11 protein-coding genes are annotated in these 16898 nt (G+C 65.6%); 4 read left to right on the top strand and 7 right to left on the bottom strand.

Annotation, left to right across the window (positions count from 1 at the left end; all coding sequences use genetic code 11):
* Positions 1–160: 160 nt before the first annotated feature.
* Positions 161–1054 (bottom strand): hypothetical protein, encoded by an 894-nt coding sequence (locus ABF990_RS09930; protein WP_415506588.1) that lies wholly within the window; start codon positions 1052–1054, stop codon positions 161–163.
* 322 nt (positions 1055–1376) lie between these two features.
* On the opposite strand from ABF990_RS09930, the gene ABF990_RS09925 reads away from it, so the two are divergent.
* The 4 genes from ABF990_RS09925 (at position 1377) to ligD (ending at position 8295) form a co-directional block, all read left to right on the top strand.
* A complete protein-coding gene (locus tag ABF990_RS09925; RefSeq protein WP_415506587.1) occupies positions 1377–1739 on the top strand; it encodes a hypothetical protein in 363 nt (120 codons plus the stop codon).
* 47 nt (positions 1740–1786) lie between these two features.
* Positions 1787–4717, top strand: a complete 2931-nt coding sequence (locus ABF990_RS09920; protein ID WP_415501035.1) for an HAD-IC family P-type ATPase — start codon at positions 1787–1789, stop codon at positions 4715–4717.
* Between the two features lie 119 nt (positions 4718–4836).
* Positions 4837–5673, top strand: a complete 837-nt coding sequence (locus tag ABF990_RS09915; RefSeq protein WP_415506586.1) for a Ku protein — start codon at positions 4837–4839, stop codon at positions 5671–5673.
* A 3-nt stretch (positions 5674–5676) separates the two neighbouring features.
* The gene (gene ligD, locus ABF990_RS09910; RefSeq protein WP_415500112.1) at positions 5677–8295 is read left to right on the top strand and encodes a DNA ligase D; all 2619 of its coding nucleotides are present in this window, start codon (positions 5677–5679) and stop codon (positions 8293–8295) included.
* Here ligD and ABF990_RS09905 read toward each other — a convergent pair.
* From ABF990_RS09905 to ABF990_RS09880, 6 genes are read right to left on the bottom strand one after another with little or no spacing between them, the layout of a single operon-like run.
* The gene (locus ABF990_RS09905; protein WP_415500113.1) at positions 8292–9320 is read right to left on the bottom strand and encodes a Ku protein; all 1029 of its coding nucleotides are present in this window, start codon (positions 9318–9320) and stop codon (positions 8292–8294) included. The two genes, ligD and ABF990_RS09905, sit on opposite strands and share 4 nt — an antisense overlap.
* 3 nt (positions 9321–9323) lie before the next feature.
* Positions 9324–11360 carry a glycosyltransferase gene (locus ABF990_RS09900; protein ID WP_415500114.1) on the bottom strand — a complete coding sequence of 679 codons (2037 nt, stop codon included), beginning with the start codon at positions 11358–11360 and terminating at the stop codon, positions 9324–9326.
* Positions 11361–11383: 23 nt separating this feature from the next.
* Entirely contained in the window at positions 11384–11851 is a 468-nt protein-coding gene (locus ABF990_RS09895) for a hypothetical protein (RefSeq protein WP_415491922.1), read from the bottom strand.
* Positions 11848–13032 carry a glycosyltransferase family 4 protein gene (locus ABF990_RS09890; RefSeq protein WP_415491920.1) on the bottom strand — a complete coding sequence of 395 codons (1185 nt, stop codon included), beginning with the start codon at positions 13030–13032 and terminating at the stop codon, positions 11848–11850. The genes ABF990_RS09895 and ABF990_RS09890 overlap by 4 nt, the downstream gene beginning before the upstream one ends.
* Positions 13033–13037: 5 nt before the next feature.
* Positions 13038–15269, bottom strand: a complete 2232-nt coding sequence (locus ABF990_RS09885; protein ID WP_415491919.1) for a GumC family protein — start codon at positions 15267–15269, stop codon at positions 13038–13040.
* A gap of 45 nt (positions 15270–15314) precedes the next feature.
* Positions 15315–16772, bottom strand: a complete 1458-nt coding sequence (locus ABF990_RS09880) for an exopolysaccharide biosynthesis polyprenyl glycosylphosphotransferase (RefSeq protein WP_415491918.1) — start codon at positions 16770–16772, stop codon at positions 15315–15317.
* Between the last annotated feature and the right edge of the window lie 126 nt (positions 16773–16898).

The following is a 16898-nucleotide window of genomic DNA, read 5'->3' as shown; positions in this document are numbered from 1 at the left end:
GCCCCCCGTGACCCCGCCAGCCCCGCCTTCGCGCGCCTGATGCGGGGCAGCAACCGCAACGGGGCCACGACGGAAGCCACAACAGGGGGGCGCAGGCTGAAGCAGGGCACGTGCCGGGACCGCTTTCTCCTACGGTCCGGGCGGTAAGGCAGTCAGGACGTCAGGCGGGCCGGTACGTCAGGTAGGTGCGCCGGATACTGGGAATGGCCTGGCGGATCAGACCCTTGATCCCCAGATCCCCCCCGCTGAGGCGGAGACGGTAATTGTTGATGACATTGCGCATGACATCGGCCGGATAGGTATCCCTGAAGAATTTCAGCCCGTCGGTCCGGGCCATGGCGTCATGCAGCGCACTGCCCACGGGGGGGGCCATATCTTTCCAGTACCCCATCTTGACCATGATATTGTTGAAAAGATGCACCATGCAGGCACTTGCACATTTCTCGCGGCATTCCTGGCTGTATTCAGGCAGGAATATCTTGAAAATATCGTAATGCTCCAGCGGGTAGAACAGTGTGGGCGCGCTGGTCACGACCCGGCCCGGGTTCCTTGCAATCAGCTTGCCCAGGGCCAGAGGCCCGGTTTCGCCCCATCGCAGGTTACGGCCCGTCCTGGCCGTGACATCGGCCACAAGCTGGGCAAGCAGGTCGGGTTCGGACAGATAAAGAATGGCCCCGTTCACGCCCCCCTGTTCCTCCTGCACCACAATGTCACCGACAATGGGGTGGGGCGGCCTTGCCAGCATGAGCATGTCCAGATCGACCCAGATCAGGTCCTTTTTCTGCATCATCCGGTAGCGGAACAGGTCGGAAAAATGCCCCAGATGCGGCTTGCCCGCAAACAGGAACTGCCGTGTCATATCCTGGGGCACGATCTCCGCCGCGTGGGCCACAGCCACGCCCTCGGGCACGCCTTCGAGCGGATCGTAGGAAAAGATCGTCAGATCATACCCCAGCGACACGAACGAATTGGCGCAGGCCTGTTCGAGCGCGCTCAGCCGCCCGCCGTACCAGAAAGTTCCGAACTGTTTGGAGTTGAAGTCAGAAGCTGGCATGATTGTTTTTCTCTCCCGCATGTCGGGGCGCGTTCACCGGGGGCCCTGCCCGTCCCTGGTTTAACTTGCGCTGTGCGCGGACGTTCCGGAAAAAACCACGACAATCCGGATAAATTTTCGGAAAATTTTCGCAATGTTTTGCGGCCCCGAGCCCCGACCGCTCACCCCCCCGCCAGACAACATGCGCGCATAAATTGCGCGGCCGCGCGCTACCCCGGCCACCGGTCGGGCGTTGGGTACCGCAGACGGTGCCAGAGCGGGCTGCGCAGACCATGGCCCACATGCTTTTCCATTCCCAGCCCCACCGCCCGGAGGACAGATCTTGCCCCAGACACCCGGCCCTTTTCCGCCCCCCCACGGCAGGGCGCCAGCGCCGCAGCCCCCCCGCCCACGGGACGAACTGGTCGAACTCGCGCTGCAACGCCTGCCCGAAAAGGGGCGCAGGGCGGCACAGTGGCTGCGCCAGCCTTCCGCACGCTGGGCGCGCATTCCCCTCGCACTGGCGCTTATCGCGGGGAGCGCGCTTGCCATGCTGCCCGTTTTTGGCATGTGGATGCTGCCATTCGGCCTGCTGCTTCTGGCCGAGGACGTGCCGCTGCTGCGTCGGCTGAGCGAACGGCTTTTGCGCTGGGTGGAACGCCGCCGCCCCCACTGGCTGGGCCTTGCCCCGCCAGACGGGCACTGACCACGCCATGCCTTACCCCCCAAACCCGACAGAACAGGCCTACGACCATGGAAACGCCCTGTCAGGGGCTGAGCAGCACAGAAGCCGCACGACGGCTTGAAGCGCACGGCCCGAACGCACTCCCCCGAGCCGGCCACCGCGCGGCGTGGCATATCGTGCGCGAAGTCGTGAAAGAGCCGATGTTCGTGATGCTGCTGGCGTCGGGCGTGATCTATCTGGCACTCGGCGCGCGGGGCGAAGCCCTGCTGATCGTGGCCCTGGCCTCGGTCTCCATCGTGATTACGGTCGTGCAGGAGGCCCGCAGCGAACGCGTGCTGGACAGGCTGCGCGACCTGACAAGCCCGCGCGCGCTGGTCATCCGCGACGGGCAGCGCCAGCGCATTGCAGGCAGCGACGTGGTGCCGGGCGATGTGGTGGTGCTGGCCGAAGGCGACCGTATACCAGCCGATGCCAGAGTGCTGTCGGCACAGGTGTTCGAGACCGATGAATCCCTCCTGACCGGAGAATCCGTGCCGGTGCGCAAACATGGCCCGCAGGCAGGCCCAGCAGGCCCCGGCACCCCCAGCCAGCCGCCCTCTGGCCAGTCACCCTCCGGCCAGTCCACTTCCGGCCAGTCCCCCTCTGCCCGGTCCAACTTGAGCCACCCCCCTTCCGGCCCGGCGGCACCGGATGCACAGCGGGCGGCGGAAAAAGCAGGCGCGCAGGCTGTGGGGCTGGTGTTCGCGGGAACACTGGTGGTGCGCGGGCAGGGCATGGCCGAAGTGGTGGCCACGGGCAGGGCGAGCGAGATCGGCAAGATCGGCGCAAGCCTGGAAGGGATCGGGCAGGAAGCGCCGCACCTGGCCCGGCAGACCGGCCGCCTGGCCCGCACGCTGGCCCTTGTCGGGCTTGGGGTCAGCGCCATTTTCACGCTGCTGGACGGGGTGCTGCGCGGCGCATGGCTGGAGGCCCTGCTGGGTGGGGTCGCACTCAGCATGTCTCTCCTGCCCGAAGAACTGCCATTGGTGCTGACCGTGTTCCTGGTCATGGGGGCATGGCGCATTACCCGTGCGGGCGTACTGACCCGCCGTGCCGCCGCCATAGAAAGTCTGGGGGCGGCCAGCGTTCTGTGCACGGACAAGACCGGCACCCTGACCCGCAACCAGATGACCATAGTGGAACTGCATTCCGGCACGGACATGAGCCCCCTGCCCCTGCCGGCCTCCGCCCCCATGCCGGACGCCGCCCCACAAACCGGTGCCCCGCACGCTGGCGCCCCGCACGCTGGCGCCCTACAACGGAACATTCCACAAAAAAGCGGCCAACCGGACAACCTGCCGGACAGCCCACCGAATAGCCCACCGGGCAACCAATCTGACAACCCGCCAGACAACCAGCAGGGCAGGCCGACACTGGAAACCCGGCCTGAAACCCGGCCAGAAACCCACGCGCAGCCCCCGGCGGCAGCCGGGACACCGGACACCCCGGCCCGCCAGATGATCGAGATCGGGCGGCTGGCCTGCCAGCCCGAACCCTTCGACCCGATGGAAAAAGCCTTCCACGATCTCGCCCAGGCACATAGGCCCGCTCCAGGTGCTACGCCGCCCGCCGAACTGGTCCACACATACCCGCTCGCCCCCGACCTGCTGGCCATGTCCAATGTGTGGCGCATGGCCGATGGTACCATGCTGGTCGCGACCAAAGGCGCGCCCGAAACCATAGCCGGGCTATGTGGGCTTGCGCCCGCGGCACACGCCGCCCTGCGCGCCGCCACGGACGACATGGCCGCGCGCGGCATACGCGTGCTGGGGCTGGCGCAGGCTACCCTGCCCGCCTCCCAACCCGCCGTCCCTCTGACCGTCCCCCTGCCCGCCAGCCAGCAGGAGCTGGGGCTGGTTTTTGTGGGGCTCGTGGGCCTGTCCGACCCGCTGCGCGACACCGTGCCCGCCGCCGTGCGCGAATGCCGGGCGGCAGGGGTGCGCGTGGTCATGATAACGGGCGACCACCCCACGACCGCCCGCGCCATAGCCGCCCAGGCCGGGATCGAGACCCGGCATATTCTCAGCGGTCATGAACTGGAAAGCATGAGCGAGGACACACTGGCCGCCAAAGTCCGCCATGTGACTGTTTTCGCCCGTATCCGCCCCGAGCAGAAACTGCGGATCGTGCGGGCCCTGCGCAGCCTTGGCGACGTGGTGGCCATGACGGGCGACGGCGTGAACGACGCGCCCGCCCTCAAGGCGGCGGATATCGGCATTGCCATGGGCGGGCGTGGCAGCGACGTGGCGCGCGAAGCCAGCGCCCTTGTGCTGCTGCATGACGACTTTGGCTCCATCGTCCAGACCATTCGTCTCGGACGGCGGATTTACGACAATATCCACAAGGCGCTGGGGTTTGTGCTGGCGGTCCATGTTCCCATCGCGGGGCTGGCCATCCTGCCGCTGCTGACCGGCCAGCCCCTGATCCTGATGCCGCTGCACATCGCTTTTCTGGAAATCATCATCGATCCGGCCTGCTCCATCGCGTTCGAAGCCGAGCCCGAGGAACACGACCTCATGACCCGCCCACCCCGCAACCCGGCAGCCCCCCTGTTCTCGCGCGAACTGGTGGCATGGAGCATGGTGCAGGGGGTCACGGTCTTTATTGCCGTGGCCTGTCTGCTGCTGGTCGCGGTCCGCCGTGGCATGCCCGAAGCCGAAACCCGCTCCCTCGTATTCGTGACACTCGTGATGGGCGATATCGTCCTGATCCTGGTCAACCGTTCTTTCAGCACGTCGCTGGTGCGCGCGTTCCTGCGCCCGAATTCCGTGCTGGGGCTTATTCTTGCGCTCGACCTCGGGTTGCTGGTCGTCATCCTGCTGCCGACACCGTTGCGGGGGCTGCTGCGCATGGGGCCGCTGGGCGTGTTGGATATCGGCCTGAGCCTGACGGCGGCGGCAATCGTGATGTGCGCGCTCGAAGGGCTCAAGCGTTTCTGGCGCAAGGCCCTGCGTAGCTGACCCGCGCCCCCATTTTCCACGGCAACGCCTGTCCTGCCAGAGACGTTGAGCCCACAGGGCAGAGTGCCGGCACGCGCGGACCCGCACTCCTGCCTGACCTGCACCGGCGGAGACGCGACATGGCCCTGCGCGCGAACTGGAAAGGCAAGATCACGCTCGGGGATCTGACATGCCCCGTCGCGCTGTATATGGCGGTTTCGACCTCCGCGCGGCTTGCGCTGCACGGCATTGACCGGGCCACGGGCCACCGGGTCGAGCGGCACTATGTCGACAGCCAGACAGGGCAGGACGTGCCCCCGGCCGATCAGGTCAGGGGGTATGAAACACCAGGGGGTGAACTGATCCTGCTGGAACGGGCGGATATTGCCGCGGCCGTCCCCCCGAGCGACAAAACCCTGCACGTGCGGGCGTTCGTCCGCTGCCCCGACATCGACACCCTGTATCTGGACCGCCCGTACTACCTCATGCCCGCCACGGCCGAGGCCAGGGGCGCATTCGTCACGATCCGCGACAGTCTGGCGGCGCGGAATGTGGCGGCCATCGCACAGGCGGTACTGTTCCGGCGGGTCCGCACGCTGCTTGTCCGTCCGTATGCAGGCACACTGGTCGCGACAACATTGAAGTATGACAACCAGATCCGCCCGGCGCAGGATGCGTTCAGCACCCTTGCCGCCCCTGCCGTGCCAAAAGACATGCTGGACCTGGCCGTGCGGATTATCGACACGAAGCGCGCCCCGTTCGACCCCGCCACCTTCGAGGACCGGTACGAAACAGCACTCGCCGCGCTGGTGCGCGCCCGAAGCGAGGGCAGGCCCCTGCCCCCACAGCCCGCCCCACCGGCCACTGTCATTCCACTGTTCGAGGCCCTGCGCGAAAGCGCTGCCATGGCAGGCAGCGGCCCGGCCGCGGACAAGCCTGCCACCCGCGCCCCACGGGGCCGCCGCAAAGCGGGGTAAGCCATGGCGCTTGGCACCTATCGCAAAAAGCGCGATTTCGGGGCAACACCCGAACCCTCGGGCAAAGACCGCGCGACCAGCGGACCTGAAAACGGTGCGCTTGCGTTTGTGGTGCAGAAACACGCCGCACGGCACCTGCATTATGACTTCCGCCTGGAACTGGATGGCGTGCTCAAAAGCTGGGCCGTGCCCAAAGGCCCCAGCCCGATAGCGGGTGAAAAACGCCTGGCAGTCCAGGTGGAAGACCACCCGCTGGCCTATGGCGCGTTCGAAGGCACGATCCCCCAGGGGCAGTATGGCGCCGGCACGGTGGAAATATGGGACCATGGCACCTGGACCCCGGTGCATGACCCCCATGCCGGGCTGGCCAAGGGCCATCTGGCATTCGACCTGCACGGGCACATACTGCATGGCCGCTGGGCGCTGGTGCGCATGCAAGGCAAGACACGCGAACGCCACGCCAACTGGCTGCTGATCAAAACCGATGACGAGGCCGAGCACAAACCCGACGAACCCGTTCTTCCCACGAGCAGGACCGCAAGCAGGGCCACCCCCCGTCCAGCCATGCCCGCCCCAGATCCGGCTGCCCCGGCGGGGGCGGGCATGCATCCCGCACCACCGCCCGCCTTTGTGCCGCCCGCACTGGCAACCCTTGTCGCCCAGCCCCCCACGGGAAAAGACTGGCAGCATGAGATCAAGTTCGACGGCTATCGCCTGCAGGCCCGCGTGGACAATGCAGGCGTTACGGTGCTGACCCGCAGCGGTCTGGACTGGAGCGCCAGGTTCGGCACCGCCCTGCGCGACGCATTCGCCGGGCTTGCGGTCACGAACGCCCTGATCGATGGGGAACTGGTTGTGGAACCCAGTGCCGGTGTCAGCAGTTTTTCCGCCCTGCAGGCCGACCTGAGCGCGGGGCGGACAGACCGCTTCGTGTTTTACGCCTTCGACCTGCTGTTCCTGAACGGGCAGGACCTGCGGCAGACCCCCCTTCAGTCACGCAGGCGGATGCTGCGCACCATCCTGCCCGCGGCCTCCCCCACCCTGCGGCTGAGCGAAAGTTTTGACGATGACGGCGCGCTGGTCCTGCGCCATGCCTGTGACCTGGGGCTGGAGGGGATTGTCTCCAAACAGAAAGAGGCCTCCTACCAGTCGGGGCGGGGACGGATCTGGCTCAAGTCCAAATGTTCCGCCCGGCAGGAATTCGTGATCGGTGGCTATGTGCCGTCAACCACCGGGCGTCAAAGCATTGGCGCACTGGTTCTGGGCGTGTACGACAAACAGGGTGGGCTGCGCTATGTGGGCCGGGTTGGCACCGGCTTTACCATGGCGGTGGCGGGCGCATTGTTCCGTATGCTGGGCGCGATCGAAACCGACACAAGCCCTTTTGCCAAAAGCCTTTCCACGCAGGAGGCCCGCAATGTCCGCTACGTGCGCCCCCAATGCGTGGCGGAGGTCGAATTTCGGGCCTGGACGGCGGATGGCCGCCTGCGCCATGCCTCCTATCGTGGCCTGCGTGAAGATAAACCGGCCACCGAGATCCTGCGCGAAATCCCCCAGCCCCTCCCCATCGTGGCAGACATCCCCGTAAAAACCATGCAGGCGACAGGCCCCGCCCCGCACGCCGCACCCACGCCACCCCGACGCCCGACCGGCAGCAAAAGGAAGGAGGGAGACACCATGCCCCACGCCATGCCTGAAGACCTGCCCGACCCGCCCCACGCCGCTGACGCTGACCCTGCTCCTGCTCCTGCTCCTGCTCCTGCTCCTGCGCCCGAAATCGTATTCACCCACCCCGAACGGGTCTACTGGCCGGATAACGGCGTGACCAAGCAGGACCTTGCGGCCTATTACACAATGGTCTGGCCGCGCATGGAGCCTTTTATCGTGAACAGGCCGCTGGCCATCCTGCGCTGCCCCGACGGGATAGCTGGCACCCGTTTTTTCCAGAAAAATGTCTGGAAAGGTATGAACCCTCATATCCTCTCCCTTCAGGACCCGACGGACCCCGCCCATAAAAAACTGATCGGTGTCGGGAATCTGGCCGGGCTTCTGGGTCTTGTGCAATCCGCCGCGCTGGAAATCCACCCTTGGGACTCATCATGCCAGAATCTGGAAAAACCCGATATTCTGGTCATGGATCTGGACCCGGGAGACGGCGTGGACTGGGCCGCTGTTCTGGCGGCGGCGCAGGAAGTCCGCGAACGGCTTGAAGCGGCGGGGCTGAACGCCTTTGTCAAAACCACCGGCGGCAAGGGACTGCACGTGGTGGCCCCCCTGCGCCCAAAAGCCGGTTGGGACGAAACAAAGGCATTTTGCAGGACACTGGCACAGGCCATGGCCGCCGACAGCCCCGGGCACTATGTCGCCACCATCAGCAAAGCCAGCCGCCACGGCAGGATTTTGCTGGATTACCTGCGCAACCAGCGCGGCGCCACCTCGGTCGCACCTTATTCGACCCGGGCAAGGCCGGGGGCGCCCGTGTCCATGCCGCTGGCGTGGCATGACCTGAAAACCCTGACCGGCCCGGCAAAATTCACGCTGCGCAACGCCAGCACCCGGATCGCGGGTACGGACCCCTGGGCGGAGTTCGAGATCGCCCGCCGCCCGCTGCCTGCACCCTAGCGCCCGCGTTCCTTCCGCGCCGCCCGGAGCCTCGCCCGCAAGGCCTGCGTCATGGTGACAACGCCCGGGCCACCTTCCCGCGCGGCGCGACCTCTGGCCCGGCCGCTGGAGCGGCCCTTGGGCGCACCACCGGGACCACCGCCGGGATCACCACCGGGAGCGCCACCGGGGTCTCCACTGGGGCCGCCACTCGGGCCGCCACTCGGGCCGCCACTCGGGCCGTCACTGGGACCGTCAGCTTTTTTGCCTGTTCGGCCGCTGTTTTCGGGAGCGGTCGGGCCATGCTCCCTGTCGCTCACCTGCCCGCCGGGTCCATGCCTTGGTCTGCTTTTTGTCTTTTTCCTTTCCCCTGCGATCATCTGCTTCAAACGCTCCTGCACGGGGTCTGCGATCATGGCCCGGCTCCAGGGCTGCGTCTCCTGCTCGATCAGGTTTTTCAACCGATCTGCCAGATGTGCATCGGGCGTGATTTTGCCCTGTTCCGGCACGTAGTGTCCGGGGCCGAGAACATCCGTGCCGTAACGCAGGGTCCAGACGACAAGACCGCTCTCTCGCGGTTCAAGCAGGACCGCATGTTCGCGCCGGTACAGCACCAGCCGTCCAATCCCCCGTGTGCCGGTGCGCTGCATGGCCTCGCGGATCACCGCGAAGGCTTCCGCGCCGATCGCGTCATCGGGCATGAGGTAATGCGGCGTATCGTACCAGATCCAGCCGATATCGTCCGCGCCAACGAATTTTTCGATTTCGATCACATGCGTGCTGTCGAGTGCCACGGCCTCAAGCTCCGCATCCTCCAGCAGGACATATTGCCCGTCGGTCCGTTCATACCCCATAACGAGCGCGTCATCAGGGACCGGCGCTTGGGTCCGTGCATCGACATAACGGGCTAAAACACGGTGCCCGGTCCTGCGGTTGACCGTATGAAAAACAATCCGCCCGCCCTGGGTGGTGGCCGGGATCATGGACACCGCGCAGGTCACGAGCGAGAGCTTGAGATGCCCGGTCCAGAACGGTTTGGCCACCATGACTTACATGCTCAGGATGTTTTCGGGCTTTATGCGGCCCAGCACCGCATCGCGCAGGCCAAGCCAGTTGCCCACCACGCGGCCACGCCGGTCAATATAGGGTTCGGACCACAGGCTGCGCAGCGTGTTCATGGCAAGGTGGCGCGCAATGCTGCGCAGCGCATGGTCGAGCGGGTAAGACCCCTTGCCCGCCAGATAAAGCGGATTGGCCACTTGGGAATAACCCAGCTTACGGCCCGGCGTGCGCCCCAGCTTGCTGCCCAGATGCACGCCCCGCGCCCCGTTGACACAGGCGATAAGGCCCAAAGCCCCCGCCCGGCGGGAAAAGTCGATATCCTCATACCAGCCGTAAAGGGGCAGGCGTTCGTCAAAACGCAGCCCGGCCTCGCGGATAGTGGACAGACGATAGGCCATGTTGCAGCCGTAAGCGCTCCATGTAGGCCGCACCACGGACAGGCCCGCCACAGGATTGCTGCCGGGATCGGCCAGAATGGCGCGGGCTTCCGCCACGCTCAGCCCAGGCCCCTTGGCCCCGTCCGCCAGAACCCGGCCGGTGGCCACCACAATATCGGGGTTGCCCGCGAACGCATTGGCGCACTGGGCCAGGTAGGCCCTGTCTGGAATGAAATCGTCATCGAAAAACACGACAAGATCCGCATCCCCCGCCTGATCGAGAATGACATTGCGCTGGGCGGCCAGCCCGCGCGCACCCTGCACGATGCTGAGATTGGGGGCATCCGGCAGGCCCGCCACATCCTCGGGCGTGGGGGCGCAGACAATGATCCGCGCAGGCACATGGGTCTGGCGCTGGAGTTCCGCCACCGTCTCGCGCAGGATGGCGGGGCGGCCACTGGTGGCGATCCCCACCGTAATCTTCATGGCGCGGGCCTGTTGCATGACGGTGCTGCTTTCCACCACCAACCCCTGCGCCTGCTGGGCCAGCAGTTCGTGCGACAGGGCAAGGTGGCGTTGCGCATAGGCGTGGGAATTCAGGTCCGTGCGCATGCGCGCGCGTGCGCGCTCCACCATGGCGGCACACAGGGCGGGATCGCCCGCAAGGGCTACAATGGCTTGCCCCAGGGCCGCCGCATCCCCCACGGGCACGTATTTCACGCACCGGTCGTCAAAATAATGGCGCAACCCGCCAGTATCCGTGGCAATGACCGGCAGGCCGCGCACCGTTGCCTCCTCGATCACGGTAATGCCCGAGGCATGCAGGTTTTCACCCAGCGGCACCACCACAAGATCGGCCCGGTCATACAGGGCGAACAGGTCGTCGTTATGGGTGACGGCAACGCGGGTCACGTGGGCCGGGGTGGGGATGGAGCGCGCGGTGGCGACTGTCAGCGCGCAGGCCGCCCCGCCGGGCAGGTGGGCGGTGGCGTCGATCAGGGTCTGCCAGTCGCGGTGGCGGTCATTGCCCACGGACAGGACCTGTATGGGGGCACCGGCCGGGCGGGGGGCGCGCTTACGCTGGGGCATGGCGTCGGCACAGATCCCGAATGCCACCCACTCCAGCCTTTTGCCGGGAAAAATGCTGCGGGCCTGCTTCATGTTTTCGGGGGAGAGAAAAGTCAGCATATCCGCCCTGGACAACAGATGCTGCATCAGCAGTCTGCGCCATACCGGTTCATGCGGCCAACGGTCCATCAGCCAGACGCTCTGCGCGATCAGGGGGGGGTGCGCGGCCCAGGGTGTCAACTGGTAGAGTGCAAGCACCGCAAGGGCCTGGGCTTCCGTATGGGTCCAGACCACGTCGGCCGAGAGAATGCCCTCCCGATTACGCCAGGCCTGCATGAAGTCGAACCCCGCAACCAGCCGCACGCCGTACCGCAGCATGCGCGAGAAAAAATTCTCGCGTCGGTCTTCCGACTGCACGACAACAGTGTCAGGCCCGGCGGCGCGATAATACCCGTAGGCGTAGGGTTCGTTAATGCCGGGTATTTCGCCCCTGTTCCACCGGGCGTTCCAGTCGCTGGCCCCGTATCCGTAACTGAGTTGCACAAAAACACGCAAAGGGGCGGAATACTGCTCCAACATGAACGGGCCTCCGTGGCGCAGGGTCAGAAAATGCCGACCGATACGATCTTGAAATTCTGGTCCGCCATGCGCGCCACCAGGGCGGCATGGGCCATGGCGGCCCGGTGCGGTGTGGAAAACGCGTGGCAGTAACTGCCCTCTATCCCGACATGCATGCCAAACCGCATATTGACCGTACGGGCAAACCGGCCACCATAGGTATACACCGCCATGCGCGATGTGCGCGGCAGACGCGAGGGTTTGCTGATGAACAGCCTCTGGCTGCCCTGATCACCTATGCTGCACCACACCGAACGCGGCGGGTTGTCCGGGTCGTCATCCGCATGGGCGGACGGGACCATCAGCAGCAGGCACAGGGCCACGCCCAGCCCTGCCGCCAATGGACCTGCCGCATATGACGCAGATGAGCCTGCCGTAAGCAGGTTTGCCAAAAACGGGCGGGCCAGAAACCGGTGGGCCAGAAAAAAGCGTGCCAGAAACAGGCGGGTCATGGGGTCAGGCTCCTTGCCACATCCAGCAGGGACCGCGCCGCCCGGTCCCAGGTAAAACTCGCGGCCCGCGCCTTGCCCGCCGCGCGCATGTCCCGCGCACTGGCGGGTGTGTCCAGCACATCCAGCACCGCGCGGGCGATCGCGTCGGGGTCGGTCGGGTCGGCGTAGAGAGCCGCCGCCCCGCAGATTTCGTGCAGGACCGCGATATCCGCCGCCACGACCGGACACCCGCAGGCCATGGCCTCCAGCGGGGGCAGGCCAAAACCTTCATACAGCGACGGGAACACGAAACAGGCCGCTGCCTCGTATAACGCGCGTAATTCGCGATCGGTCACACGCCCGACGTAAATAGCCGGGCTGGGCAGCGTCTGCCCCCCGCGGGCATTGAATACCGCGCCATTCACGCTACCGCTGATGACAAGCGCAATGCCCCGTGCGGCAAGGGCTCGGGCCAGCGCATCCAGCCGGGCGAGGTTCTTGTGGGGGGCCAGGTTCCCCACCGCCAGCACAAAACGCTGCGGGTGTAGGCCAAAACGCGCCAGAATGGACGGATCGGCCGCGACGTCGGCAATATGCTCCGCCCCTTCGCTGATGACGGCAATGCGGTCCGCGCTGATGTGCAGGTATTTCGCCAGTTCCATGCGCGAAAACGCCGAAACCGTGACCAGCCGTGTACGCGTATGGCGCAAAAGCCTGTGCAGGACTTTGTACCAAAGGCGGAATTTCCACGAATACGATCCGGGCTGGCTGAAAACCCCCGCATCGTGAATGATCACAATCCGGGGACCGCCCCACAGGGGGCCGGTATTGCCAAGGTTCAGCAGCACGCCATGCCTTGCGGCACCCGGCAGGTCGACCTGTTCCCAGAGCTGGCCGCGCCGGGTGCCCACAACACGACGGGCCTGCTCCATGGCATAACCCGCCGACTGGCCCACGGACTGGCCTACAGACGGCCCGGCGGCATGCCCCACGGGCTGACACACGGGCTGCCCCTGGGCTGCATTTTCGCACGGGGCGGCGGGGGTCAGCATGATGGGCGCGGCCTGACCGTCGGCCCGGCTGATACGGGCCAGCGCCTGGCTGATTTCCAGGGCGAAACGCTGCACGCCGCTGAGCGGCTGGGTCATGAAGCGGCCATTCACGTAAATGACCGGCTCCGCCACAACGCTGGTGTCGTGCATGATGTTCAGCCCCGTGGCAGCAGTCCGTAATGATTATAGATCCGGAAAGGATGTTGCTCCGCCTCGTCCAGCCCCTCCTGCGGGGCCTGTGTCAGAACGGCACCCAGAGTGCGGGCGTCGTAGCTGTGCAGCGTGCGCATGGCCTGCACCAGTGTTGCCGCCGACGTGTGCCCCCATTTGACCACCATCACCACGCCATCGGTCAGCCGTGACAGCACCGCCGCATCAGGAAAAGCCAGCGCGGGCGGGGTGTCCAGCAGGATCAGGTCGTATTGCGAACTGACCTGGGCGAGAATACGCCTGACTTCCTCGGGGGAAAGCATGGCCCGGCCTTCGCGCTGGGCCATGCCCGCCGGGGTCAGGATATCGACGCCCGGCAGCACGTCGCGTTCCAGCCCCACCAGCAGCGGGTCCACGGGCATCTGGCTGTCATGGGGAACGCTGAGCGCGCCCATGACACGCATGGCCGACGGGTTGCGGATATCGCAGTCGATCACCAGCGCGCGTTGCCCGCCCCGCCCCGTATTGGCGGCAAGAGAGAGCGCGAAGGTAGTTTTGCCCTCAGCATGTTCGGCCGATGTCACCAGCACCACCTTGGCGCGGAAACGGCTATGGCCGAACGACAGAACGCTGCGGATGGATTCCACGGTTTCCAGGTACACCGAACGGTGCCGCCCGGTGTACTGCCGCACCAGCGAGCCGGTAAAGGCGGGCACCAGCCCAAGCGCGAACAGGCCGGGAATGGCGTCCAGCTCCGCTGTGCTGCGCACGCCTTTGCGCGTGCGGTCTATGACAAGCGCTGCCCCGGCCCCGGCCATGAGCGAGAACAGGAGCGCAATGGCCATGTACTGCTTGCGTGGCGGGCCCGAGGCCTCCAGCGGGGGGGCTGCGCGCGAAATCAGCTCCGCTTCCGCGACCTGGAGTTCCGCCTGGGTGGAAGTCTGGGCAAAACGGCCCAGATAATCCTGATAGACGGTGCGCGCCGCCGTGGCCTCGCTCTGGAGCTGGCGCAGGGTCACATCGGCCTCGTTCTCGGCTGTCACCTGTTCCTGCAACTTGTCCACCGCCGAGGAAAGCGCCTTGACGCGCGCCTCAGCACTGGCCAGTTCCTTGGCCGCACTGCTGGCAATATGCTGGACTTCCGCCGCGATCCGGCTGCGGACCTGTGCCGCCGCCGCCCGGGTGGACTGCAAGGTGGGGTTGCCGTCCATCATCACCTGCCCAAGACTTGCCGCGCGGCTGCTGATCTGGGCCTCCTGCGCCTGAAGCTGCTGGATAAGGGGCGAGGACACGGCATCGGGAATACTGTCCAGACTGCCGTTGCGCACCGCGTTCCTGACCTCGTCATACCGTGCGCGGCGTACTTCCAGGTCGGCGCGGGCCAGAATAAGCTCGTGGTTCATCTGGGTCAGTTGCTGGTCCGTGACCGTGCCGCCCCCGCCATCCCCATTGGCGCCATTGCCCATGGGCGCGCGTTCCAGCTCGGCTGCGATCAGGCCGTTTTTCTCACGGAACGCCTGCACCGCCTGTTCCGCCTTGCGCAGACGTTCGCGCAGGGGGGCGATCTGCTCGTCCAGCAGCGCATTGGCCTGCCACGTGGCGGAAACCTTCATGTGCCGCTTGAAGTCGAGATAAACGTCGGCATAGGCATTGGCGATCCGCGCACTGGTCTGCGCCGTGCCCGTACTGGCGGTAATGGTAATGATATAGGAGCGCCCGTCATTGAGGATGGTCACCCAGTGGTCGAGCAGACCGGCCACGGCCTGCACGCGCTCTTCCTCCGTCAGCGGGGGGGCTGGCGGGGCATGCACGAAAAAGCCCGTGACCGTATTGATGATCCGCCGTGGCAGGGACACGTTTTCCATCGCCGCGCGGATCACGGGGTCATGGGTCAGGTCCAGTTTACGCACCACAGCACTGGCAATGGCGGGGCTGCGCAGGATGCTGACTTCGCTGTTGACGGCCACCGTATCGACATCGGTCTGGGACACGGTCGCCTGAAGGTCGCGAAAAGGTGCCTGCCGCGTCCCCACGATCAGGATGGATGACGCATTATAATAGGGTTTGAGCGAAAAAATCCCGATCCCCGCCGGTATGGCAATGGCCAGCGCCACCGCCCCCATGGCCAGCCGGTGGCGGTTCATGATGGTAAAGGCATGCAGGGGCGAGACATGTTGCCCCGCCATCGGGTCCGGCGGGGCATTGGTGTAGGATGATGGCAGTTGCAACGTCGTCATCACATGCGTCCTCCGAAAAAGAACCGGTGTGCGGGGTGGTTTGACTTACCGCGCGCCTTTTTGCGCCAGAACGGCGGGTACGGTTTTCACAAGGATTACGATATCGCGCCACAGGCTCCAGTTCCGGACGTACCAGTTGTCGAGCTGGACGCGCCGCACATAGGACGTGTCGCTCCGCCCGCTGACCTGCCACAGCCCCGTAATGCCCGGACGCGTGGCGGTGTAGTACGCCATGTCCTTGCCGTAATGCACCTCCTCCGCCGCAACGATCGGGCGCGGGCCGACAAGGCTCATTTCCAGGCGCAGGACATTGAACACCTGCGGCAGTTCATCCAGGCTGGTCTTGCGCAGGATCCGGCCGATGGGCGTGACACGCGGGTCGGCTGTCAGCTTGCGGGTGGCGGCCCATTCCGCCGCCGCCTGCGGGTCGCGCGCCAGCAGGTCCGCCAGAACGGCATCGGCATTCACGCCCATGGTGCGGAACTTCAGGCACCGGAACGGCCGTCCGTTGCGCCCCACACGCACATGCCCGAACACCGCAGGCCCACCATCCAGACGGACCAGACCGTACACCACCACCAGAACCGGCAGGATCGCCAGCAGGACCAGCGACGCCACGAACAGGTCGAGCGCGATCTTGGCCACGCGATGCAGCGGGCTGTCGAGCCTGCTGCGAAAGGACATGACCATGCCGTCATGGCTGAAATAGGACTGGCACCCGTAATCCAGCGGCAGGCCACCCAGCGGGGGCATAAGAGAAAATGGCAGACGGGTCCGTGCGATATGCTCGATCACGGCCTGACCATGAAAATCGTGGCTGTCGATCACCAGCAGCAGCCGCGCAGCCCCGTGGCGTGCCAGCAGCATGCGCTGCAGGGACGGGCCGGGCATGTCCAGCAGGCGCGAGGACGACACACACCCCACCGAACGCAGGCCGGGAAAGCGCTCGGACGAAAAAATTTCTATGGCGCGGGCGCAGGCCTCGGGTTCGCCGGCCAGCAGCACGGGAATGCGCCACAACCCCCATCGGTGCAGAAAACGCTTGGTAGCCTGCCGCAATGTCAGGTCGATGATGGGAAAAAGTATGAACGGCATAAGCCCTGCAAGCGTCGGCAGCGCAGGCCATGACAGAACCGTGAAAACACAGCCCGCCGCCACGGAAGCGCCGATGACCTGCGCCGATTCACGCCAGAACGGCAAACGGTCGGTGTAATGGCGCTGGTACAGAAAATACCCGACCATGACTGCAAACAGCACGGAATACGGAAAAAATCCCTGCGGGTGGTCCTGGCTGCCCATGCCCAGCACGATGCCCTCCGCCCCCACGGCCAGAATTGCGGCAACGCAGTCTGCGGCAAGAAGTCCCGTCACACAGGAGATGTGAATATGCCGCAGCGATTTGGCCGCAACAGCAAAATCATCGCCGTCATGCATCGGGGCGCCCTCGTAGGAGAGGGTCGTGATAGCCGGCCCGACTGCCGCGTGAGAAACCTGGGCACCCATGATATGCTCCGTGATGACAGAAATGCAGAGACAGTGTCTGTGGGATTTGGATTGCCCGGCCGGGACAGAAGGAAGAACCGCCGGTTCCGCCCGTCTGTCTGGCCCTGACAGCCCCTATACGTGGCA

The sequence above is a fragment of the Acetobacter sp. genome (assembly GCF_047723915.1).
GTDB lineage: Bacteria > Pseudomonadota > Alphaproteobacteria > Acetobacterales > Acetobacteraceae > Acetobacter.
The sequence above is the reverse complement of the archived record's forward strand: the minus strand, read 5'-3'. Positions and strand labels throughout refer to the sequence as shown.

What these genes read in the sequence shown, in the direction of transcription:
- ABF990_RS09930 (WP_415506588.1), bottom strand. Translation starts at nt 1,054, where the DNA reads ATGCCAGCTTCTGACTTCAACTCCAAACAGTTCGGAACTTTCTGGTAC.
- ABF990_RS09920 (WP_415501035.1), top strand. Translation starts at nt 1,787, where the DNA reads ATGGAAACGCCCTGTCAGGGGCTGAGCAGCACAGAAGCCGCACGACGG.
- ABF990_RS09915 (WP_415506586.1), top strand. Translation starts at nt 4,837, where the DNA reads ATGGCCCTGCGCGCGAACTGGAAAGGCAAGATCACGCTCGGGGATCTG.
- ligD (WP_415500112.1), top strand. Translation starts at nt 5,677, where the DNA reads ATGGCGCTTGGCACCTATCGCAAAAAGCGCGATTTCGGGGCAACACCC.
- ABF990_RS09905 (WP_415500113.1), bottom strand. Translation starts at nt 9,320, where the DNA reads ATGGTGGCCAAACCGTTCTGGACCGGGCATCTCAAGCTCTCGCTCGTG.
- ABF990_RS09900 (WP_415500114.1), bottom strand. Translation starts at nt 11,360, where the DNA reads ATGTTGGAGCAGTATTCCGCCCCTTTGCGTGTTTTTGTGCAACTCAGT.
- ABF990_RS09895 (WP_415491922.1), bottom strand. Translation starts at nt 11,851, where the DNA reads ATGACCCGCCTGTTTCTGGCACGCTTTTTTCTGGCCCACCGGTTTCTG.
- ABF990_RS09890 (WP_415491920.1), bottom strand. Translation starts at nt 13,032, where the DNA reads ATGCACGACACCAGCGTTGTGGCGGAGCCGGTCATTTACGTGAATGGC.
- ABF990_RS09885 (WP_415491919.1), bottom strand. Translation starts at nt 15,269, where the DNA reads ATGACGACGTTGCAACTGCCATCATCCTACACCAATGCCCCGCCGGAC.
- ABF990_RS09880 (WP_415491918.1), bottom strand. Translation starts at nt 16,772, where the DNA reads ATGGGTGCCCAGGTTTCTCACGCGGCAGTCGGGCCGGCTATCACGACC.